A 17,478-nucleotide genomic window follows, 5' to 3' on the forward strand; every position below is an offset into this window, starting at 1 on the left:
TCGATCGCGAGTTCCGCACGCAAAGGAGGCCACTTAATGTGGCCTCCGTCTTGAGCAGGACTGCCCGAGCAGGCGATCAAACCCCGCGCCCATCCCGGCGAGCACTCGGGTACCAGTGACCTACAGGTGGCTGATGATCAGTTCCATCTTGCCTTCGAGGTCAATGGAGCTGACGGTGCTCGGAGCTAGCAGGTGGCTTCCCTTGTGGACGGGGTCGTCGCAGACGGTGCCTTCGCCGTCGATGACCGACAGGCACATGAAGGGCCAGCGCTGGTCGAGGGTCTTGCTGCCGTCGACGCGCACACGATCGACGGTGTAGCAGGGATTGGACTCGAGCTCGGTCACGCCGTCGACCTCGGGCGCGGTCACGGTGCCGTCGGTCGGCGCCTGAACATCAAAATCGATGCAGTCGAGGCTCTGCTCAATATGCAGCGGGCGCAGCTTGCCGTCGGTGCCGGGGCGGTCGTAGTCGTACAGGCGATAGGTCACATCGCTCGACTGCTGCGTCTCCAAAATGAGCGTACCGGTCTTGATGGCGTGCACGGTACCGGAGTCAATCTGGAAAAAGTCGCCCTTGTGAATCGGCAGCACGTTGAGCATCTCGTCCCAGCGGCCGTCCTCGATCATCTGTGCTGCCTCGGCGCGGTCCTTGGCGCGCTGTCCGACGATGATCGTGGCGCCGGGCTCGCAGTCCAGCACATACCAGCACTCGGTCTTGCCCAGGCTGCCGTTCTCGTGCTCGGCAGCGTACTCGTCGTTGGGGTGAATCTGGATCGAAAGGTCGTCCTTGGCGTCCAGAATCTTAATGAGCAGCGGGAACTCCTTGCCCTCGCAGTTGCCAAAGAGCTCACGGTGCTCGGCCCACAGCCACGACAGCGTGTGGCCGGCATACGGGCCCTCCGCAATCTGGCAGTCGCCGTTGGGATGGGCCGAGATAGCCCAGCACTCACCGATGGGACCCTCGGGAATGTCGTAACCAAATACGGTTTCGAGCTGGCGGCCGCCCCAGATCTTCTCGTGGAAGATCGGCGTCAGTTTAATCAAATCGGACATGTTCATACCCCCATGGTGTTGTGCGGTTGCCCACTCTAAACGAGCCATAACGAGCGCCCGCATGACTACAAAACTATGCCAACGTTACGTTGTGCAGCTCAAAGCGGTCACCAACGTTGCGCGAGATCGAATGCTCAAAGGCGGTGCCGCTATCCAAAAAGCCAATCTGGTTGAGCTCGAGCAGGGGAGAGCCGGGTTTGGTGTCCAGGCGCTCAGCCTCTTCCTCGGTTGCCGCTACGGCGCGAATGGTGCGGTGGAAGCTCGAAATCTTCAGCCCGCATTGCTCGCGGATGAAGCTGTAGACCGATCCATACAGGTCTTTCTTTTTAAGGCCCGGAATCAGCTCGAGGGGCATGTAGGTGTACTCGATAACGATGGGCTTCTCGTCGACCTGGCGCACGCGCACGATGTGATAGGCAAAGTCATCCTCGGCAATTCCCAGCTGAGTCGCAACCTCTGCCGGTGGATTGACAATCGAGAAATCGTAGACCACCGAGGTTACCTTCTCCCCGCGGTGCTCATACGAAAAGCCCTGGGCGCGGTCGTTCTTGCCCTGGAAAAACGCCTTGTCGGGAAGCCCCGCCGTGTCTTTAACGTAGGTGCCCGATCCGCGCCGGCTGGTAACAAGACCCTCTTCGGTGATCTGCTCGATAGCTCGTTTGACGGTGATTTTGGAAACGCTATAGAGCTCACAGAACTCAACGACGGTGGGTAGCTTGTCGCCCGGTTTAAGAGCGCCATCCTCGATGCTTCGACGGATATCTGCAGCTATCGCCTCGTATTTGGGAATCATGGAACCTCCTTTCCGACATATAAGAATACGCAAGTAAGTATAACCCCCAACGAGGCACCCATATTACTTTTATATAAGAAGTCCGAGAAAGAAAAAACAAAAAGACGCTTTACTTTAGAAATTAGAGCGCTATAGTTGTACGCAACGAACGGAACCCTGCCGCCGGCAGGGCCGACCGTTTGGGGACGGTTTTGTTTTGGCGGGCTGGATATCTGGATAACCGGTGCGCGCCCGCGCCGGATAACTTGCCAAAGCAAACCCGTCTCCAACCGAAAGCTCTAGACACGAAAGCGAGGACTTTGATGGCTCAGTATCAGCTGCCCCGTGACTTCTTCTTTGGCGCCGCTATGTCCGGCCCGCAGACTGAGGGTCAGTGGAACCAGGGCGGCAAGCTCGAGAACCTGTGGGATACCTGGTCCATCCAGGATCTGGATTCGTTCTATAACCGCGTTGGCTCTTATGCTGGCAATGACTTTATGGCTAAATACCAGGAGGACCTTCGCATTTTGAAGGACTTGGGCCTGGATACCTACCGCACCTCCATCCAGTGGAGTCGCCTGCTCGATGCTAACGGCAACCTCAATGAGGAGGGCGCCGCGTGGTATCACGAGCTGTTCCGTGCCTCTCGCGAGGCCGGCCTGGAGCCGTTCGTCAACCTGTACCACTTTGACATGCCTACCTACCTCTTTGACCGTGGTGGTTGGGAGAGCCGTGAGGTCGTCGAGGCGTACGCTCATTACGCCGACGTTGCCTTCCGCGAGTTTGGCCAGGAGATCAAGTACTGGTTCACCTTTAACGAGCCCATCGTCGAGCCCGAGCAGCGCTATCAGGAGGGCGTGTGGTACCCGCAGCTCCATGACTATAACCGCGCCCGCACCGTGCAGTATCACATCTCGCTGGCGCACGCGCTGGCTGTGGCCAACTACCGCCGCGCCTATGACGAGGGCGCCGTTCGCGCCGACGCCAAGATCGGCATGATCAACTGCTTTACCCCGGTCTATACCAAGGAGAACCCCAGCGAGGCAGACCTCGAGGCCGTGCGTATGACCAGCGGTATCAACAATCGCTGGTGGCTCGACCTTATTACCAAGGGCGAGCTTCCCGCCGACGTGCTCGACAGCCTGGCCGAGGGCGGCGTTAAACTTCCGTTCCGTGCCGGCGACCAAGAGATCCTCAAGCAGGGCGTTGTCGACTGGCTCGGTTGTAACTACTACCATCCCACGCGCGTTCAGGCTCCGGCGAGCAAGATCGACCAGTACGGTCTGCCGCACTTTGCCGACGAGTACGTATGGCCCGACGCCGTTATGAACGAGAGCCGCGGCTGGGAAATCTACCCGCAGGGCCTCTACGACTTTGGCATGGACTGCGCTAAGAACTACCCCGATCTTGAGTGGTTTGTATCCGAGAACGGTATCGGCATCATGGACGAATACAAGAACCGTGACGCCGAAGGGACCATTCAGGACGACTACCGCGTCGACTTTGTGCGCCAGCACCTGGAGTGGGTTGCCAAGGCAATCGCCGAGGGCGCCAAATGCCGCGGATACCATTATTGGGCCGTCATCGATAACTGGTCTTGGGCTAATGCCTTTAAGAACCGTTACGGCTTTGTCGAGGTCGACCTCATGGACGGCTACAAGCGCCGCCTTAAGAAGTCTGCAGCTTGGCTCAAGCAGGTCGCAACGACCCACGTGGTTGACTAGCGACCGGGCGAGCGCCCAGACCGCGCGCCGCCGCGCGCAAAACATGGCACATCTGGTGGCAAAGGGCGACAGACCACCGTGCGCATAGGAAAAGGCCGGATTTGATAGTTAGGAGCAATCATGGCCAGTGAAAACGGAAAGAGCTTCCTCGACAAATTTGCCGAGGTCTCTGCGAAGGTGGGAAACCAGGTTCACCTGCGTTCCCTGCGCGATGCCTTCGCAACCATCACGCCGCTCTATATCCTTGCGGGTATCGCGGTTCTTATTAACAACGTCGTGTTCCCTCTGTTCCCGCTCGATGCGGCGGGTCTTGCCAATCTTCAGACCTGGGGTTCGGCAATTACGCTGGGCACCCTCAACGTCTCTGCCATTGTCTTGGCCGGATTGATCGGCTACAGCCTCGCTAAGAACGAGCGCTTCGATAACCCGCTTGCCTGCGTGGTCGTCGCCATCTCCGCTTTCGTTATCATGATGCCGCAGCAGATCACCGCCACGCTTGCCGCCACGAGTCCGCTGCTCACCGACAAGATCACCTCTGCCGAGGTCACGGGCGCCCTTTCGACTGCCAACACCGGTACCAACGGTCTGTTCGCGGCTATTATCATCGCCCTGCTCTCCGTCACGCTCTTCATCAAGATTTCCGGCGTCGAGAAGCTTAAAGTAAAGCTGGGCGAGGGTGTGCCCCCCGCGGTCTCCAACTCCTTTAACGTCATGATCCCGATGCTGCTCAACCTCTCGATCTTCGCAGTTGCCGCAGCGCTGCTCGCCGTGTTTGCCGGCACCGATCTGTGCACCATCATCTCCACGTGTATTTCCAACCCGCTCAAGAGCATCATGAACGCCGGTCCGTGGGCTGTTATCCTCATCTACACTCTTGCGAACCTGCTGTTCTGCGTCGGCATTCACCAGTCCACCATCTCTGGCGCTACCGTCGAGCCGATCCTGACCATGCTCATCGTCGACAACATGGCTACCTTTGCCGCCGGCGGCACCATCCAGCCCGATCACTACATGAACATGCAGATCGTCAACAGCTTCGCCCTTATCGGCGGCTCGGGCTGCACCCTCATGCTCCTGCTCGATACCTTCCTGTTCTCTAAGAACAAGGCTTCCAAGACCGTTGCCAAGATGGCTATCGTTCCTGGCCTGTTTAACATCAACGAGCCGGTCATCTACGGTTACCCCGTCGTGTACAACCTGCCGCTCATGATTCCGTTCGTGCTTCTTCCCGACCTGTTCATCGGCATCACCTATGGCCTGACCTGCGCGGGCATCATCAGCCCCTGCATCGCCCAGGTGCCTTGGACCATGCCTCCCGTCATTAACGCCCTGCTTGCCACGGGCTTTGACTGGCGCGCCGGCGTATGGCAGGCCCTCGAGCTTGTCATCGGCATGGTTGTCTACCTGCCCTTTATGAGGATCTCCGAGAAGGCCATCGCCAAGCAGGAGGCCCTTGCCGAGCAGAACGCCTAAACGGTTCGTTTTCCCTTTCATTGTTGCGGGCGCCGGTACGCGGTGCCGGTGCTCGCGGCTCTCCCTGCGTAAAGACGCAGGGGGTGGGTACAGTAGCCGCAAGGAATAAAACCAGTTGTCGTCTGCGCGCCGCGCAGTTATAAGGAGGAAACCATGAAGAAGATCATGCTTTGCTGCAATGCCGGTATGTCCACGAGCCTGCTGGTCCAGAAGATGCAGTCCGAGGTCGCAAGCCGTGGTCTGGACATCGAGGTCGAGGCCCGTCCTATGAACGAGGCTCACGATCACCTGGACGAGTGCGATATCTTGCTGCTCGGCCCGCAGATTGGCTACACCAAGGGCGATTTTGAGAAGGAGGCCGCTGGCCGCTTCCCGGTTGAGGTCATCAACATGGTCGACTACGGCCGCATGAACGCTGCTGGCATCATCGACCACTGCGTCAGCGTGATGGGCTAGGTGCAGCGCATGGAGGATATGAACGAGCTGCAGATGACCTGCTTTGAGATCATCAGTTTCGTCGGAACCGCCAAGAGCATGTACATCAATGCCGTGCAAAAGGCCAAGGAGGGCGATTTTGACGCCGCCGAGGAGCTTATCAAGCAGGGTGACGAGGCTTACAACGGTGGTCACGATGTTCACATGGGGCTCCTTAAAAAGGAGGCCAATGGCGAGCGTAACGGCGAGGCCCCGCTGATTCTGCTGCATGCCGAGGACCAGATGGCAGGCACCGAGACCATGCGCGTCATGGCCACGGAGCTCATCGAGGTCCACAAGCTGCTGCAGGCGCGCACGGCCTAGTCGGCGTTATCGCCGCGACGGACCGTTCGGCCCACCAGACAATTCAGTCCCTTTCACGGGCGCCGGGAGCCTCCGCCTTCCGGCGCCTTTATATTTGGCGAAGGCCTTGCGCGAGCTGATGAGCGGGCGTTCGCATTTTCCCAGATAAAACCTGCCAAAACAAACCTGTCCCTTTTTGGCAGGTTTTTGTCTTAGGAGCGGTACCATACAGGCAATGTTTAAACGAGAAAGGTGGGCTCCCATGGAACCTAAGCAGTACTACATCGGCATCGACGTCGGCGGCACTTCGGTTAAGGAGGGCCTGTTCGATGAGGACGGCAACCTGCTTGCCAAGGCCAGCGTACCCACGCCTCCCATCGTTGACGCTGCGGGCTTTGCCGCGGTGACCGAGGCGATCGACCAGGTGGTCGCCAAGGCGCAGATTCCGCGTGCCTTTGTGGCTGGCATTGGCCTGGCCGTTCCGTGCCCCATCCCGGCCTCGGGCGATGCCAAGGTCAAGGCCAACATTGCCATTAACCTGCCCGAGCTTAGGATCGCCATTCAGGAGCACTGCCCCGACGCGGTCGTTAAGTACGAGAACGATGCCAACGCTGCTGCCATGGGCGAGGCCTGGCTCGGCTCTGCCAAGGGCGTGCAGAACGTGGTGATGGTCACCATCGGTACCGGCGTGGGCGGCGGCGTTATCGTCAACGGCGACGTGGTGTCGGGCGTTGTGGGCGCCGGCGGCGAGATTGGCCACATGTGCCTGAATCCCGACGAGGAGCGCACCTGCGGCTGTGGCGGCCATGGCCACCTGGAGCAGTATTCCAGCGCCACTGGCGTGGTGAGCAACTACCTTGCCGAATGCAAGAAGGCGGGCGTCGAGCCCATCGAGCTCACCGGCCCCTCCGATTCCAAGGACGTGTTCCAAGCTTGCCGCGAGGGCGACAAGCTTGCGCTGGCCGCGGCTGATACCATGGCCGATTATCTCGGTCGCGCTCTGGCGCTTATCGCCAACGTGGTCGACCCCGAGATGTTCCTGATCGGCGGCGGCGCCTCCGCCTCGGCCGACGTCTACCTCGACAAGGTCCGCGAGCACTTTAAGCACTACGCGCTTTCCGCCTCGCGCGAGACGCCCATTGAGGTCGCCTCGCTCGGCAACGACGCCGGCATCATCGGTGCCGCTTACGTAGCCCTGCGCGCCGCCGGCAAATAGCTGGTGCAAGGGGGCCAGGTTACTTTGCACCAACATGGTGCAAAAGGGACAGCCTTGGCCTCCATGCCTGCCCCAAAATATGCCGTAGCCCTTCCGTCTGCGAAGGCTCGGCATCGGCGTGCTACCATAGCTACGTCCAAGTACACATATCAAGTGGAGGATATCCATGGCAAACGTTCTTGTCTTTGGTCACCAGAACCCCGATAACGACGCCATCATGAGCGCCGTCGTCCTGTCCCAGCTGCTCAACCAGGTTGAGTATGCCGGCAACACCTACGAGGCCTGCGCCCTTGGTCAGCTTCCGGCCGAGTCCGCCAAGCTGCTCGCCGACGCCGGCATCGCCGAGCCCCGCGTGATCGAGTCCGTCGAGGCCGGTCAGCTCGTCGTCCTCACCGACCACAACGAGTCTGCCCAGTCCGTCGCCGGCCTTAAGGACGCCACGGTCTTTGGCGTTGTCGATCATCACCGCATCGGCGACTTCGAGACCGCCGGCCCGCTGCATTACATCTGCCTGCCCTGGGGCTCCAGCTGCACCATCGTCACCAAGCTCGCCGGCGTGCTCGGCGTTGAGCTTTCCGACGTCCAGGCCAAGCTGCTGCTCTCGGCCATGATGACCGACACGCTCATGCTCAAGAGCCCCACCACCACCGATGTCGACCGCGCTGTCGCCGCCAAGCTCGGCGAGCAGGTGGGTGTCGACCCGGTCAAGTTTGGCATGGAGGTCTTCCTCACCCGTCCGTCCGGCTCCTTCACCGCAGCCGAGATGGTCGGCAACGACATCAAGATGTTCGAGCCCGCCGGCAAGAAGCTGCTCATCGGCCAGTACGAGACCGTCGACAAGAGTCGTGCGCTCGGCATGATCGACGAGATTCGCGAGGCCATGCGCGCCTACGCCGCCGAGAAGGGTGCCGATGGCATTGTCCTGTGCATCACCGACATCATGGAGGAGGGCTCGCAGGTCCTGCTCGAGGGCGAGACCGAGGCCGCTCAGAAGGGCCTGGGCATTGCCGACGAGCACGACGGCGTCTGGATGCCGGGTGTCCTCTCCCGTAAGAAGCAGGTCGCTGCCCCCATCATGGCCGCCTGCTAGGTTTAGTTGACCAAACGCCACGACCGGATCGCGGACGTCCCGCGCTCCGGTCGTTTTTTGTGCACGGCGCCGCGTCGTCTCTTGGACAGGCGTGCCCGTGCCGTTGAGCAAATAATGTTCAACCTGTGGTTCCGCTTTTCGGCCACGCCTGCGTGCTTGTCGTGCAGGGTAGGCTAGATGCAAGCGTAATACGTTAGAGCGCGGCGCCGCCACTTGGGCGGGCCGTGCTTTTTTAAGACGGGAGCTTTCCCGTGAAAGGAGCCGCCCATGGCAGCAACTGAGCAGCTGTTCAACGTTCGTGAGCGCAAGCGCTTTGAACGTCACGACATTTGGGAGCGCATCGCCGAGAACGGCACGATTTCCGCCGCCGTCATGGTCTTCGCCGCTATCGCCGCCGTTATCTGCGCCAACACCGATGCCTACGAGGCCATCCATCACTTTTTGGAGACCCCGCTGTATGTGGGCCTGGGCAACCTTACGGCTGGTCTCACCGTTGAGTTTTTCGTCAACGACTTCCTCATGGCGATTTTCTTTTTGTTGGTGGGCATTGAGCTTAAGTACGAGATGACGGTCGGCGAGCTCAAGAATCCGCGTCAGGCCATGCTTCCCATGTTGGCGGCGGTGGGCGGCGTCGTCGTTCCCGCCTGCATCTACCTGATCTTTAACCATGCCGGCGCCCGCAACGGTTGGGCCATCCCCATGGCAACCGATATTGCCTTTGCGCTGGGCGTGCTGTCGCTTTTGGGCAACCGCGTTCCCAACGGCGTGCGCGTGTTCTTCTCGACGCTCGCTATCGCCGACGACCTGATCTCCATCGCCGCCATCGCCATCTTCTACGGTCAGAGCCCCAATCCGTTTTGGTTGGGCGCCGCCGCGCTTGTGACCTGCGCGCTCGTGTGGCTCAACAAGACGCAGCATTACCGCCTTGCCCCGTATTCGGTACTGGGGCTGCTGTTGTGGTTCTGCATGTTCAAGAGCGGCGTACATGCCACGCTTGCTGGCGTCATCCTGGCCTTCACCATTCCGGCCAAGTGCGGCGTCAAGCTCGATAGTCTCACCGATTGGCTGGGCGAGTGCCTGCCGCTGCTCGATGACCGCTACGACGACGAGGCACACATCCTGGGCCAGCATGACTTTACCGTCTCGACTACCAAGGTCGAGCGCGTCATGCACCGCGTGACCCCGCCGCTTATCCGCATGGAGCGTCTGATCTCCACGCCGGTCAACTTTGTGATCCTGCCGATCTTTGCGTTCGTAAACGCTCAGGTTCGTTTAGTGGGCGTGGACATGAGCACGCTGCTCACCGATCCGGTGACGCTCGGCGTGTACTTTGGCATGCTGCTGGGCAAGCCGATCGGCATCTTTGGTATGACGTTTGCCCTGGTTAAGCTTAAGGCCTGCGAGCTGCCGCACAATGTCAACTGGCACATGATTGCCGGCGTGGGCATTCTGGGCGGTATCGGCTTTACCATGTCGATTCTCATCAGCGGCCTTGCCTTCCCGACGGCCCAGTTTGAGGTTCTTGCAGCCAAGGCCGCTATTCTCGCCGGTTCGGTCACCGCAGCCGTGCTCGGCATGATCTACATGAGCGTGGTCTGCAAGCATCCCTCGCCCAAAGACGAGTAAGAGCGCGAAAACCGGCTCCAGAACCGATTCGGGCGCGTCCAAAATGCGGATTCTGGCGGTGCTTGCCGCCTGCCAGACACGCCAGTGGTCAAAAAACGCCGTTTGTGAGTACTGTCACAAACGGCGTATCATTTTAGGTGCGGAAAATAATGAACAAAGTTATAAGAACTGTACGTTAATGAGTGACCATCGACTTCCAATTTGGCGCTAGCTGACGGTGATTAGGAAGTTTCAAGTCGAGTTTTGCCGATTTCGACCAAAAATCGCTGCTACTAAAAAGGTAACAGTACTCATATTTGCCCTTTTTTGGCCACAAGCCCTAAAACAAGCCTCGCCAAGGTCGGGAAGCGGGCCAAATCGCCGGCCTCGAGGCTTATTCCACCGTTCCGTAGACGGCGCCCCAGCCGTGGGCGGCCAAGGCGGAGTTGAGCTGGTCGCAGAGTGACTGGCGGTCGTAATAGCCGGGCGGTAGCAGGTTGACGATTTCCATGAGATCGGGCGCCAGGTCCAAGATTTCGGCCTGTACGATCAGGTCCAGGCGGTCGATGGCATGGCGGTCGTAAAACAGCCCGTCGACCAGGCGCTGCAGGTCGCCGAATTCCTCGGCCCTAAACGATCCGTACTCCATAGTGCCTCCTTGGGCGCCCCACGCCGCCATGCGCGGCGATTCGTAATTCATTGCGATGAACTTAATCTATCACGGCTTCATACCGTTGTGGCGGTGGCGGTCTATACTTAGACGAACTGCAACGTACCGCTTCGCGAAAGGTCGCACCCATGCAGACGATCTACCAGAAGATGGAAACCACCGAACTCGATGCCGCCATCGAGGCGCTCAAAGCCGAGGTCGCCGAGGTCAAGGCCAAGGGCCTGGCGCTCGACATGGCCCGCGGCAAGCCGTCGCCCTCCCAGGTGGACATCTCTCGACCTATGCTCGATATCCTCAATGCCGATGCCGATCTGCACGACGGCAACGTCGACTGCTCCAACTACGGCTGCTTTGAGGGCATTCCCTCGGCACGCAAGCTAGCGGGGGAGTTCCTGGGGTGCCCTGCCGAGCAGACGCTCGTGCTGGGCTCGTCGAGTTTGCTGATTGAGCATGACATCGCCGGTATGTTCTGGCGTTGCGGCTCGTGCGGCAGCGAGCCCTGGGACGCCTACGAGGCCGCGCACGACGGCAAGAAGGTCAAGTTCCTGTGCCCCGTTCCCGGCTACGATCGCCACTTTGGCATCACCGCCGACTTGGGCATCGAGAACGTCCCCGTCGCGATGACCGACAACGGCCCCGACATGGACGAGGTTGAGCGCCTGGTTGCCGCCGACGATTCCATCAAGGGCATCTGGTGCGTGCCCAAGTATTCCAACCCCACGGGCATCACCTTTAGCGAGGACACTGTGCGCCGCCTGGTCGAGATGCCCACGGCCGCGCCCGATTTCCGCATCTTTTGGGACAACGCTTACTGCGTGCACGACCTGTACGACGAGACCGACGAGCTCGCAAATATCTTTGACCTCGCTCGCGCGGCGGGCACCGAGGATCGCGTGGTGGCCTTTGCCTCGACGTCCAAGATCACCTTCCCGGGCGCCGGCATCGGCTTTATTGGTGCGAGCCCCGCGGTTATCGCCGAGTTCTCCAAGCGCCTGAAGGCCGGCCTCATCAGCGCCGACAAGCTCAACCAGCTGCGTCACGTGCGTTTCCTTCCCACCATCGAGGCGGTCAAGGAGCACATGAAAAAGCATGCCGAGTTCCTGCGCCCGCGCTTTGAGGCCGTTGAGCGTAAACTCACCGAGGGCTTGGGCAACACGGGTTGCGCCACTTGGACTCATCCCCATGGCGGCTACTTTGTGAGTTTCGATGGCCCCGAGGGCTCGGCCCAGAAGGTCGCCGCGCTTTGTGCCGACCTGGGCGTCAAGCTCACGCCGGCTGGTGCCACCTGGCCTTATGGCAAGGATCCGCGCGACACCAACATCCGCATCGCGCCGAGCTATCCCACGGTCGAGGACCTGGAGGCCGCGCTCGATGTGCTGGTGCTGGCTGTCAAGCTCGTCGCTGCCGAGCTTGCGCGTGCCGAGCGCGCCTAACGCGTAGGGCCCCGCAAGTCCGCGCCTAGTACTATCCGCACTTTCGATACGTAAAGGAGCGTATACATGGATTTGGGTATTTCCACCAACCCCACGCCAGAGCTCTACACCATTAAGGTGACCGGTGAGATCGATATCTCTAACGCCGATAGCCTGCGCAATGCCATCGACCTGGCGCTCGAGCAGCCCACTGAGGCCGTTGAGCTCGATTTTGCCCAGGTGAGCTACATCGATTCGACGGGCATTGGCGTGCTTGTGGGCGCCGCACACCACGCAGCTGATCATGGTAAGCGTTTTAGCTGCGTCAACGTGCAGCCCCCGGTGATGCGCGTGGTTCAGCTGTTGGGCGTCGACCAGGAGATTTCGATCACCGCTGCATAATCTTTGCCCCCAAAAGGGCGTGCCGTTTGGCATATGTTTGTGATGCGCTCGGACGTTTTGGCGTCCGGGCGCTATACTTGACCGAATGAATAGACGAGTTCCGGCCGAATGGCGCGGTGCGGGCTCGACTCACATCGAGCCTTGGAGGTATGTGTGTTTGGTATTGGAGAGGGTGAGCTCGCGATCATCGTGGTCTTCGGCTTTTTGCTGTTTGGCCCGGATAAGCTCCCGCAGATGGGCCGCACGATCGGCCGTGCCATCCGTCAGTTCCGCGAGACGCAGGAAAAGATGACGGCCGTTGTTCAGTCCGAGATTATCGATCCGGTGAGCGAGGCCGCGTCGGCCCCGGTCAAGCCCAAGAAGGCCGCTGCGACCGACGACGATTCCGATGCGGACGAGGATGCCGCCGAGACGGCAGCGCCCGCCAAGAAGGAGACCTTTGCCGAGCGTCGCGCCCGTCTTGCTGCCGAGAAGGCCGCAAGCGAGGGTGCTGCTGAGGGCGAAGGCGCTGTTGATGAGGCCGAGGGTACAGAGCCTGCTGCTGCCGTCGAGCCCGAGCCTGCTGCAGAGCCCGAGCCCGAGCCGGCAGAGCCCACGACGGCTGACCTCTACGCCCGTCGTCCCCGCAAACGCAAGGCCGTCGTCGACCAGCTCGCTCGCGAGCTCGAGGTCGAGGACGATGCCGAGGCTGCTGCCGCCGACGCCCCGAAGGGAGGCGATGAGTAATGCCGATCGGACCTGCGCGCATGCCGCTCTTCGATCACCTGGGAGAGCTTCGTCGCCGCCTGACTATCGTGGTCGTATCGGTGTTTGCCGCCGCTATCGTGCTGTATTTCGCCACGCCTGTGGTGCTCGATATCCTGGAAGACCCCATCCGCTCCTTTGTGCCGGACGGTAAGTTCTACATCACCACCACGCTCGGCGGCTTTGGCCTGCGCTTCTCGCTGGCCATCAAGATGGCCGTGGTCATGTGCACGCCCATGATCATCTGGCAGATCCTGGCATTTTTCCTGCCGGCACTGCGCCCCAACGAGCGCAAGTGGGTTGTGCCCACGGTGCTCGCCTCGACGGTTCTGTTCTTCCTGGGTGCCATCTTCTGCTACTTCATCATCATCCCGGCGGGCTTTGAGTGGCTCATCGGCGAGACCTCGGCCGTCGCTACGGCGCTGCCCGACCTGGAGAACTACGTCAACATGGAGCTGCTCTTTATGATCGGCTTTGGCGTGGCGTTTGAGCTGCCGCTCATCATCTTCTATCTGTCCGTCTTTCACATCGTGTCCTATGCGGCCTTCCGCAGCGCCTGGCGCTACGTGTACGTGGGCCTGCTCGTGGGCTCGGCTGTGATCACGCCCGACGGCTCGCCCGTTACGCTGGGCCTTATGTACGGTGCCCTGCTTTCGCTCTACGAGATCTCGCTCGCCATTGCCCGCGTGGTCATTACCGCGCGCGAGGGCAAGGAGGGCCTGTTCGTGAGCCGTCTGGACCTGTTCTCGGACGACGAGGACGACGAGGAGTAAAACGGTATGCACGAGGTTGGCATTGTCAACGGCATACTCGATACAGTGATTCGCGCGGCGCGTGGGGCGGGGGCCTCGCGCGCCGTTTTGGTAACGCTGCGTATCGGGGATATGACCGAGGTCGTGCGCGAGGCGCTCGACTTTGCGTGGGGGACGTTTCGCGACGAGGACCCGCTCACGCGCGGCTGCGAGCTTGCCGTGGAGGAGGTCCATCCACAAAGCGAGTGCCTGGACTGCGGCGAGGTCTTTGAGCACGACCGTTTCCATTGTCGCTGCCCCCAGTGTGGCGGCGCCAACGTGCGCCTGCTGCACGGCCGCGAGCTCGATATCGCAAGTATCGAAATCGAAACCCCCGACGATTAGCCCGCTAGCCATCTGGTGATGGGGTATAAAGGAGCCAAAGTAAGGAGCGCTAAGTATGGCCGAGAAAACGATTGATATCGCGTCGCCGATCCTGTCGCGCAACGAGCGCCTGGCAGATCAGCTGCGTCAGCGATTTAATGAGGCAGGCACCTACGTGATCAATGTGCTGTCGAGCCCCGGCTCGGGTAAGACCACCACGATTCTGGGCACCAACGAGCGCCTGCGCGACAAGGCCGGCCTACGCTGTGCCGTCATCGAGGGCGATATCGCCTCGGATGTCGACGCCATCACCATGAAGGAAGCCGGCATGCCCGCCATCCAGATCAACACGGGCGGCCTGTGCCACCTCGAGGGCAACATGATCATGGAGGCCGTCGACGCCTTCGACCAGGCCGTCGGTCTGGAGAACATCGACGTCATCTTTATCGAAAACGTGGGTAACCTGGTCTGCCCGGTCGACTTTGACCTGGGCGAGAACCTGTCCATCATGATCCTCTCGGTGCCCGAGGGCGACGACAAGCCCATCAAGTACCCGGGCATCTTCCAGCACGCCGGCGCGCAGCTGCTCAATAAGGTCGACGTGGCCCCGGCTTTCGATTTTGACATGGATAGGTATACTAAGACACTCGATGACCTCAATCCGCAGGCGCCGCGGTTTGCCGTGAGCGCGCGCAAGGGCGAGGGCATGGATGCCTGGTGCGATTGGCTCATCGGGCAGATTGAGCAAGCAAGGGCGTAAGTCGGCCGCCAAGAGGGCGGGCGCAGCCGCAGACACACGAGATAGGAGCCTCTTTTGAAGCTCATCATCGCTGAGAAAAACGACGCCGCGCGTCAGATCGCCGAGCGTCTGTCCACGGGCAAGCCCAAAAAGGACAAGGTGTACAACACCGCCATCTACCGTTTTGAGTGGAAGGGCGAGGAGTGCGTGACGATCGGCCTTGCCGGTCACATCCTGGCACCCGATTTTTGCGACAGTGTGCTGTTCGATAAAAAGTTGGGCTGGTATTCGGTCACGGAGGACGGCGAAATGCTGCCGGCCGATATGCCCGATGGCCTGGCCCGCCCGCCGTACGACACCAAGCGCAAGCCGTTCCTTGCCGATGGCATTTCCATCAAGGGCTGGAAGCTCGAGAGCCTGCCCTATCTCACCTGGGCGCCCGTCATTAAGCTTCCGGCCGAGAAAGAGCTCATCCGCTCGCTTAAGAACCTCGCCAAAAAGTCCGACAGCGTCATCATCGCCACGGACTTCGATCGCGAGGGCGAGCTGATCGGTTCGGACGCCCTCAACAAGGTGCGCGAGGTGGCGCCCGACTTGCCGGTCGCCCGCGCCCAGTATTCTTCGTTTACCAAGGCCGAGATCACGCAGGCCTTCGATAACCTTGTCTCGCTCGACCAGAACCTGGCCGACGCCGGCGAGAGCCGTCAGCACATCGACCTCATTTGGGGTGCGGTGCTCACGCGCTACCTGACGCTCGCCAAGTTTGGCGGCTTTGGCAACGTGCGTTCCGCCGGCCGCGTGCAGACGCCGACGCTTGCCCTGGTGGTCGAGCGCGAGCGCGAGCGCATGGCGTTTGTGCCCGAGGACTATTGGCAGATTCGCGGCATGGGCGCCGCGCAAGGCGCTGCCGAGGACGATCGCTTTAAGATCGCGCACAAGACGGCGCGCTTTACCGACAAGGATGCTGCTGAGACGGCGTACGGTCACGTTGACGGCGCTACGACGGCAACCGTCGCCGCGGTGACCAAGCGCTCGCGTAAGCAGCAGCCGCCCACGCCGTTTGCGACGACCTCGCTGCAGGCTGCCGCCGCGGCCGAGGGCATCTCGCCTGCGCGTACGATGCGCATCGCCGAGTCCCTCTACATGGCCGGTCTCATCAGCTACCCGCGTGTCGATAACACCGTGTATCCCGCGACGCTCGATCTGGGCGCCGTGGTGAGCGACCTGGCAAAGATCAACCCGGCGCTGGCGCCCGTGTGCAAAAAGGTGCTCGCCGGCCCCATGAAGCCCACGCGCGGCAAGGTCGAGACCACCGACCACCCGCCTATCTACCCCACGGGCGAGGGCGATCCGTCCACGCTCGACGGCGGCCAGCGCAAACTCTATGACCTCGTCGCCCGTCGCTTCCTGGCAACGCTCATGGGGCCCGCGACCATCGAGAACACCAAGCTCGAGCTCGACGTCAACGGCGAGCCGTTCGTGGCTTCGGGCGACGTGCTCGTGACCCCGGGCTTCCGCGAGGCATATCCGTACGGCCTCAAGCGCGACGAGCAGATGCCGCCGCTTGAGCAGGGCGACACGGTCGACGTGTTCGACATTAAGCTCGAGGCCAAGCAGACCGAGCCGCCCGCGCGCTACAGCCAGGGCAAGCTCGTGCAGGAGATGGAAAAGCGCGGCCTGGGCACCAAGTCCACGCGCGCGAGCATCATCGAGCGCCTGTATGCCGTGCGCTATCTCAAAAATGATCCCGTTGAGCCGAGCCAGCTGGGCATCGCCATCATCGACGCGCTGTCGCAGTTTGCCCCGCGCATCACGAGCCCCGATATGACCAGCGAGCTCGACGGCGACATGACCCGCGTGGAGCGCGGCGAGGATACCGAAGAGCATGTCGTGACACACTCGCGCGCGCTGCTGGCCGGCGTGCTCGACGAGCTGCTCAAGCATACGCAGGAGCTGGGCGACGCCATCAGCGACGCCGTCACGGCCGATGCGCGCGTGGGCGCCTGCCCCAAGTGCGGCAAGGACCTGGTTATGAAGACGAGCGCCAAGACCCGCGGCAGCTTTATCGGCTGCATGGGTTGGCCCGACTGCGACGTGACCTATCCGGTGCCGAGTGGCGTCAAGGTGAGCCCGCTCGAGGGCGAGGCCGCCGTGTGCCCCGAGTGCGGCGCGCCGCGCATCAAGTGCCAGCCATTCCGCCAGAAGGCCTTCGAGATCTGCGTGAACCCCACGTGCCCCACCAACTACGAGCCCGATCTTAAGGTGGGCGAGTGCAAGGTGTGTGCCGAGGCCGGACGTCACGGCGACCTGATCGCGCACAAGAGCGAGAAGAGCGGCAAGCGCTTTATCCGCTGCACCAACTACGATGACTGCGGCGTGAGCTATCCGCTGCCGGCGCGCGGCAAGCTCGAGGCGACGGGCGAGACCTGCCCCGAGTGCGGCGCCCCCATCGTGGTGGTCAACACGGCGCGCGGTCCGTGGCGTATCTGCGTCAACATGGACTGCCCGACCAAGGAGAAGAAGCCCGCCCGCGGTCGCAAGACCACAACCAAGGCGAGCACGGCAAAGAAGACGACGGCTAAGAAAGCCACTGCCGCCAAGAAGACGACCGCGAAGAAGTCGACTGCCAAGAAAGCAGCCGCCGACAAGTAACGGCGCAGTCGAAACATTGCCCAAAAAAACGAGC

The 17,478-nt window shown here is 61.1% G+C and carries 17 protein-coding genes; 14 read left to right on the forward strand and 3 right to left on the reverse strand.

Annotation, left to right across the window (positions count from 1 at the left end):
* Window positions 1-120: 120 nt before the first annotated feature.
* Complete coding sequence (locus tag ACRX4W_RS08970) at window positions 121-1,053, reverse strand: type I phosphomannose isomerase catalytic subunit (RefSeq protein ID WP_432300151.1); 933 nt, start codon at window positions 1,051-1,053, stop codon at window positions 121-123.
* A 73-nt stretch (window positions 1,054-1,126) separates the two neighbouring features.
* Window positions 1,127-1,846 carry a GntR family transcriptional regulator gene (locus tag ACRX4W_RS08975; RefSeq protein ID WP_117799801.1) on the reverse strand — a complete coding sequence of 240 codons (720 nt, stop codon included), beginning with the start codon at window positions 1,844-1,846 and terminating at the stop codon, window positions 1,127-1,129.
* A 302-nt stretch (window positions 1,847-2,148) separates the two neighbouring features.
* Between ACRX4W_RS08975 and ACRX4W_RS08980 the strand changes: the two genes are divergently transcribed.
* From ACRX4W_RS08980 to nhaA, 7 genes are all read left to right on the forward strand, one after another.
* Window positions 2,149-3,549 carry a glycoside hydrolase family 1 protein gene (locus ACRX4W_RS08980; protein WP_117772866.1) on the forward strand — a complete coding sequence of 467 codons (1,401 nt, stop codon included), beginning with the start codon at window positions 2,149-2,151 and terminating at the stop codon, window positions 3,547-3,549.
* A 120-nt stretch (window positions 3,550-3,669) separates the two neighbouring features.
* Entirely contained in the window at window positions 3,670-5,022 is a 1,353-nt protein-coding gene (locus ACRX4W_RS08985; RefSeq protein WP_117772868.1) for a PTS sugar transporter subunit IIC, read from the forward strand.
* A 153-nt stretch (window positions 5,023-5,175) separates the two neighbouring features.
* Window positions 5,176-5,478, forward strand: coding sequence for a PTS sugar transporter subunit IIB (locus ACRX4W_RS08990; protein WP_117735519.1), 303 nt, complete (start codon window positions 5,176-5,178; stop codon window positions 5,476-5,478).
* Window positions 5,479-5,487: 9 nt separating this feature from the next.
* Window positions 5,488-5,820 carry a PTS sugar transporter subunit IIA gene (locus ACRX4W_RS08995; RefSeq protein ID WP_197032104.1) on the forward strand — a complete coding sequence of 111 codons (333 nt, stop codon included), beginning with the start codon at window positions 5,488-5,490 and terminating at the stop codon, window positions 5,818-5,820.
* Between the two features lie 241 nt (window positions 5,821-6,061).
* The gene (locus ACRX4W_RS09000; RefSeq protein ID WP_231501530.1) at window positions 6,062-7,015 is read left to right on the forward strand and encodes an ROK family protein; all 954 of its coding nucleotides are present in this window, start codon (window positions 6,062-6,064) and stop codon (window positions 7,013-7,015) included.
* A gap of 166 nt (window positions 7,016-7,181) precedes the next feature.
* Window positions 7,182-8,105: a manganese-dependent inorganic pyrophosphatase gene (locus ACRX4W_RS09005; RefSeq protein ID WP_006235927.1), complete on the forward strand. Its 924-nt coding sequence runs from the start codon at window positions 7,182-7,184 to the stop codon at window positions 8,103-8,105.
* A gap of 267 nt (window positions 8,106-8,372) precedes the next feature.
* Window positions 8,373-9,731 carry a Na+/H+ antiporter NhaA gene (gene nhaA / locus ACRX4W_RS09010; protein WP_432300154.1) on the forward strand — a complete coding sequence of 453 codons (1,359 nt, stop codon included), beginning with the start codon at window positions 8,373-8,375 and terminating at the stop codon, window positions 9,729-9,731.
* 373 nt (window positions 9,732-10,104) lie between these two features.
* On the opposite strand, the gene ACRX4W_RS09015 is transcribed toward nhaA, so the two are convergent.
* Window positions 10,105-10,359 carry a hypothetical protein gene (locus ACRX4W_RS09015; RefSeq protein WP_117772872.1) on the reverse strand — a complete coding sequence of 85 codons (255 nt, stop codon included), beginning with the start codon at window positions 10,357-10,359 and terminating at the stop codon, window positions 10,105-10,107.
* A 149-nt stretch (window positions 10,360-10,508) separates the two neighbouring features.
* Here ACRX4W_RS09015 and ACRX4W_RS09020 point away from each other — a divergent pair, with 149 nt between their 5' ends.
* The 7 genes from ACRX4W_RS09020 to ACRX4W_RS09050 all read left to right on the forward strand — a co-directional run bounded on the left by ACRX4W_RS09020 (window position 10,509) and on the right by ACRX4W_RS09050 (window position 17,444).
* Window positions 10,509-11,813 (forward strand): aspartate aminotransferase type Ic, encoded by a 1,305-nt coding sequence (locus ACRX4W_RS09020; protein WP_117772874.1) that lies wholly within the window; start codon window positions 10,509-10,511, stop codon window positions 11,811-11,813.
* A gap of 66 nt (window positions 11,814-11,879) precedes the next feature.
* Complete coding sequence (locus tag ACRX4W_RS09025; RefSeq protein ID WP_089572422.1) at window positions 11,880-12,194, forward strand: STAS domain-containing protein; 315 nt, start codon at window positions 11,880-11,882, stop codon at window positions 12,192-12,194.
* A gap of 153 nt (window positions 12,195-12,347) precedes the next feature.
* Complete coding sequence (locus ACRX4W_RS09030) at window positions 12,348-12,920, forward strand: twin-arginine translocase TatA/TatE family subunit (protein WP_158571639.1); 573 nt, start codon at window positions 12,348-12,350, stop codon at window positions 12,918-12,920.
* Window positions 12,920-13,711, forward strand: a complete 792-nt coding sequence (tatC, locus tag ACRX4W_RS09035) for a twin-arginine translocase subunit TatC (RefSeq protein ID WP_055285525.1) — start codon at window positions 12,920-12,922, stop codon at window positions 13,709-13,711. The genes ACRX4W_RS09030 and tatC overlap by 1 nt, the downstream gene beginning before the upstream one ends.
* Before the next feature lie 6 nt (window positions 13,712-13,717).
* Window positions 13,718-14,074 (forward strand): hydrogenase maturation nickel metallochaperone HypA/HybF, encoded by a 357-nt coding sequence (locus ACRX4W_RS09040; protein ID WP_117772878.1) that lies wholly within the window; start codon window positions 13,718-13,720, stop codon window positions 14,072-14,074.
* Between the two features lie 55 nt (window positions 14,075-14,129).
* Window positions 14,130-14,813, forward strand: coding sequence for a hydrogenase nickel incorporation protein HypB (gene hypB, locus ACRX4W_RS09045; protein WP_117583579.1), 684 nt, complete (start codon window positions 14,130-14,132; stop codon window positions 14,811-14,813).
* Window positions 14,814-14,867: 54 nt separating this feature from the next.
* Window positions 14,868-17,444, forward strand: coding sequence for a DNA topoisomerase I (locus tag ACRX4W_RS09050; protein WP_161194366.1), 2,577 nt, complete (start codon window positions 14,868-14,870; stop codon window positions 17,442-17,444).
* Window positions 17,445-17,478 lie beyond the last annotated feature (34 nt).

This window comes from Collinsella aerofaciens, from assembly GCF_964283865.1.
Taxonomy (GTDB): Bacteria; Actinomycetota; Coriobacteriia; order Coriobacteriales; family Coriobacteriaceae; genus Collinsella.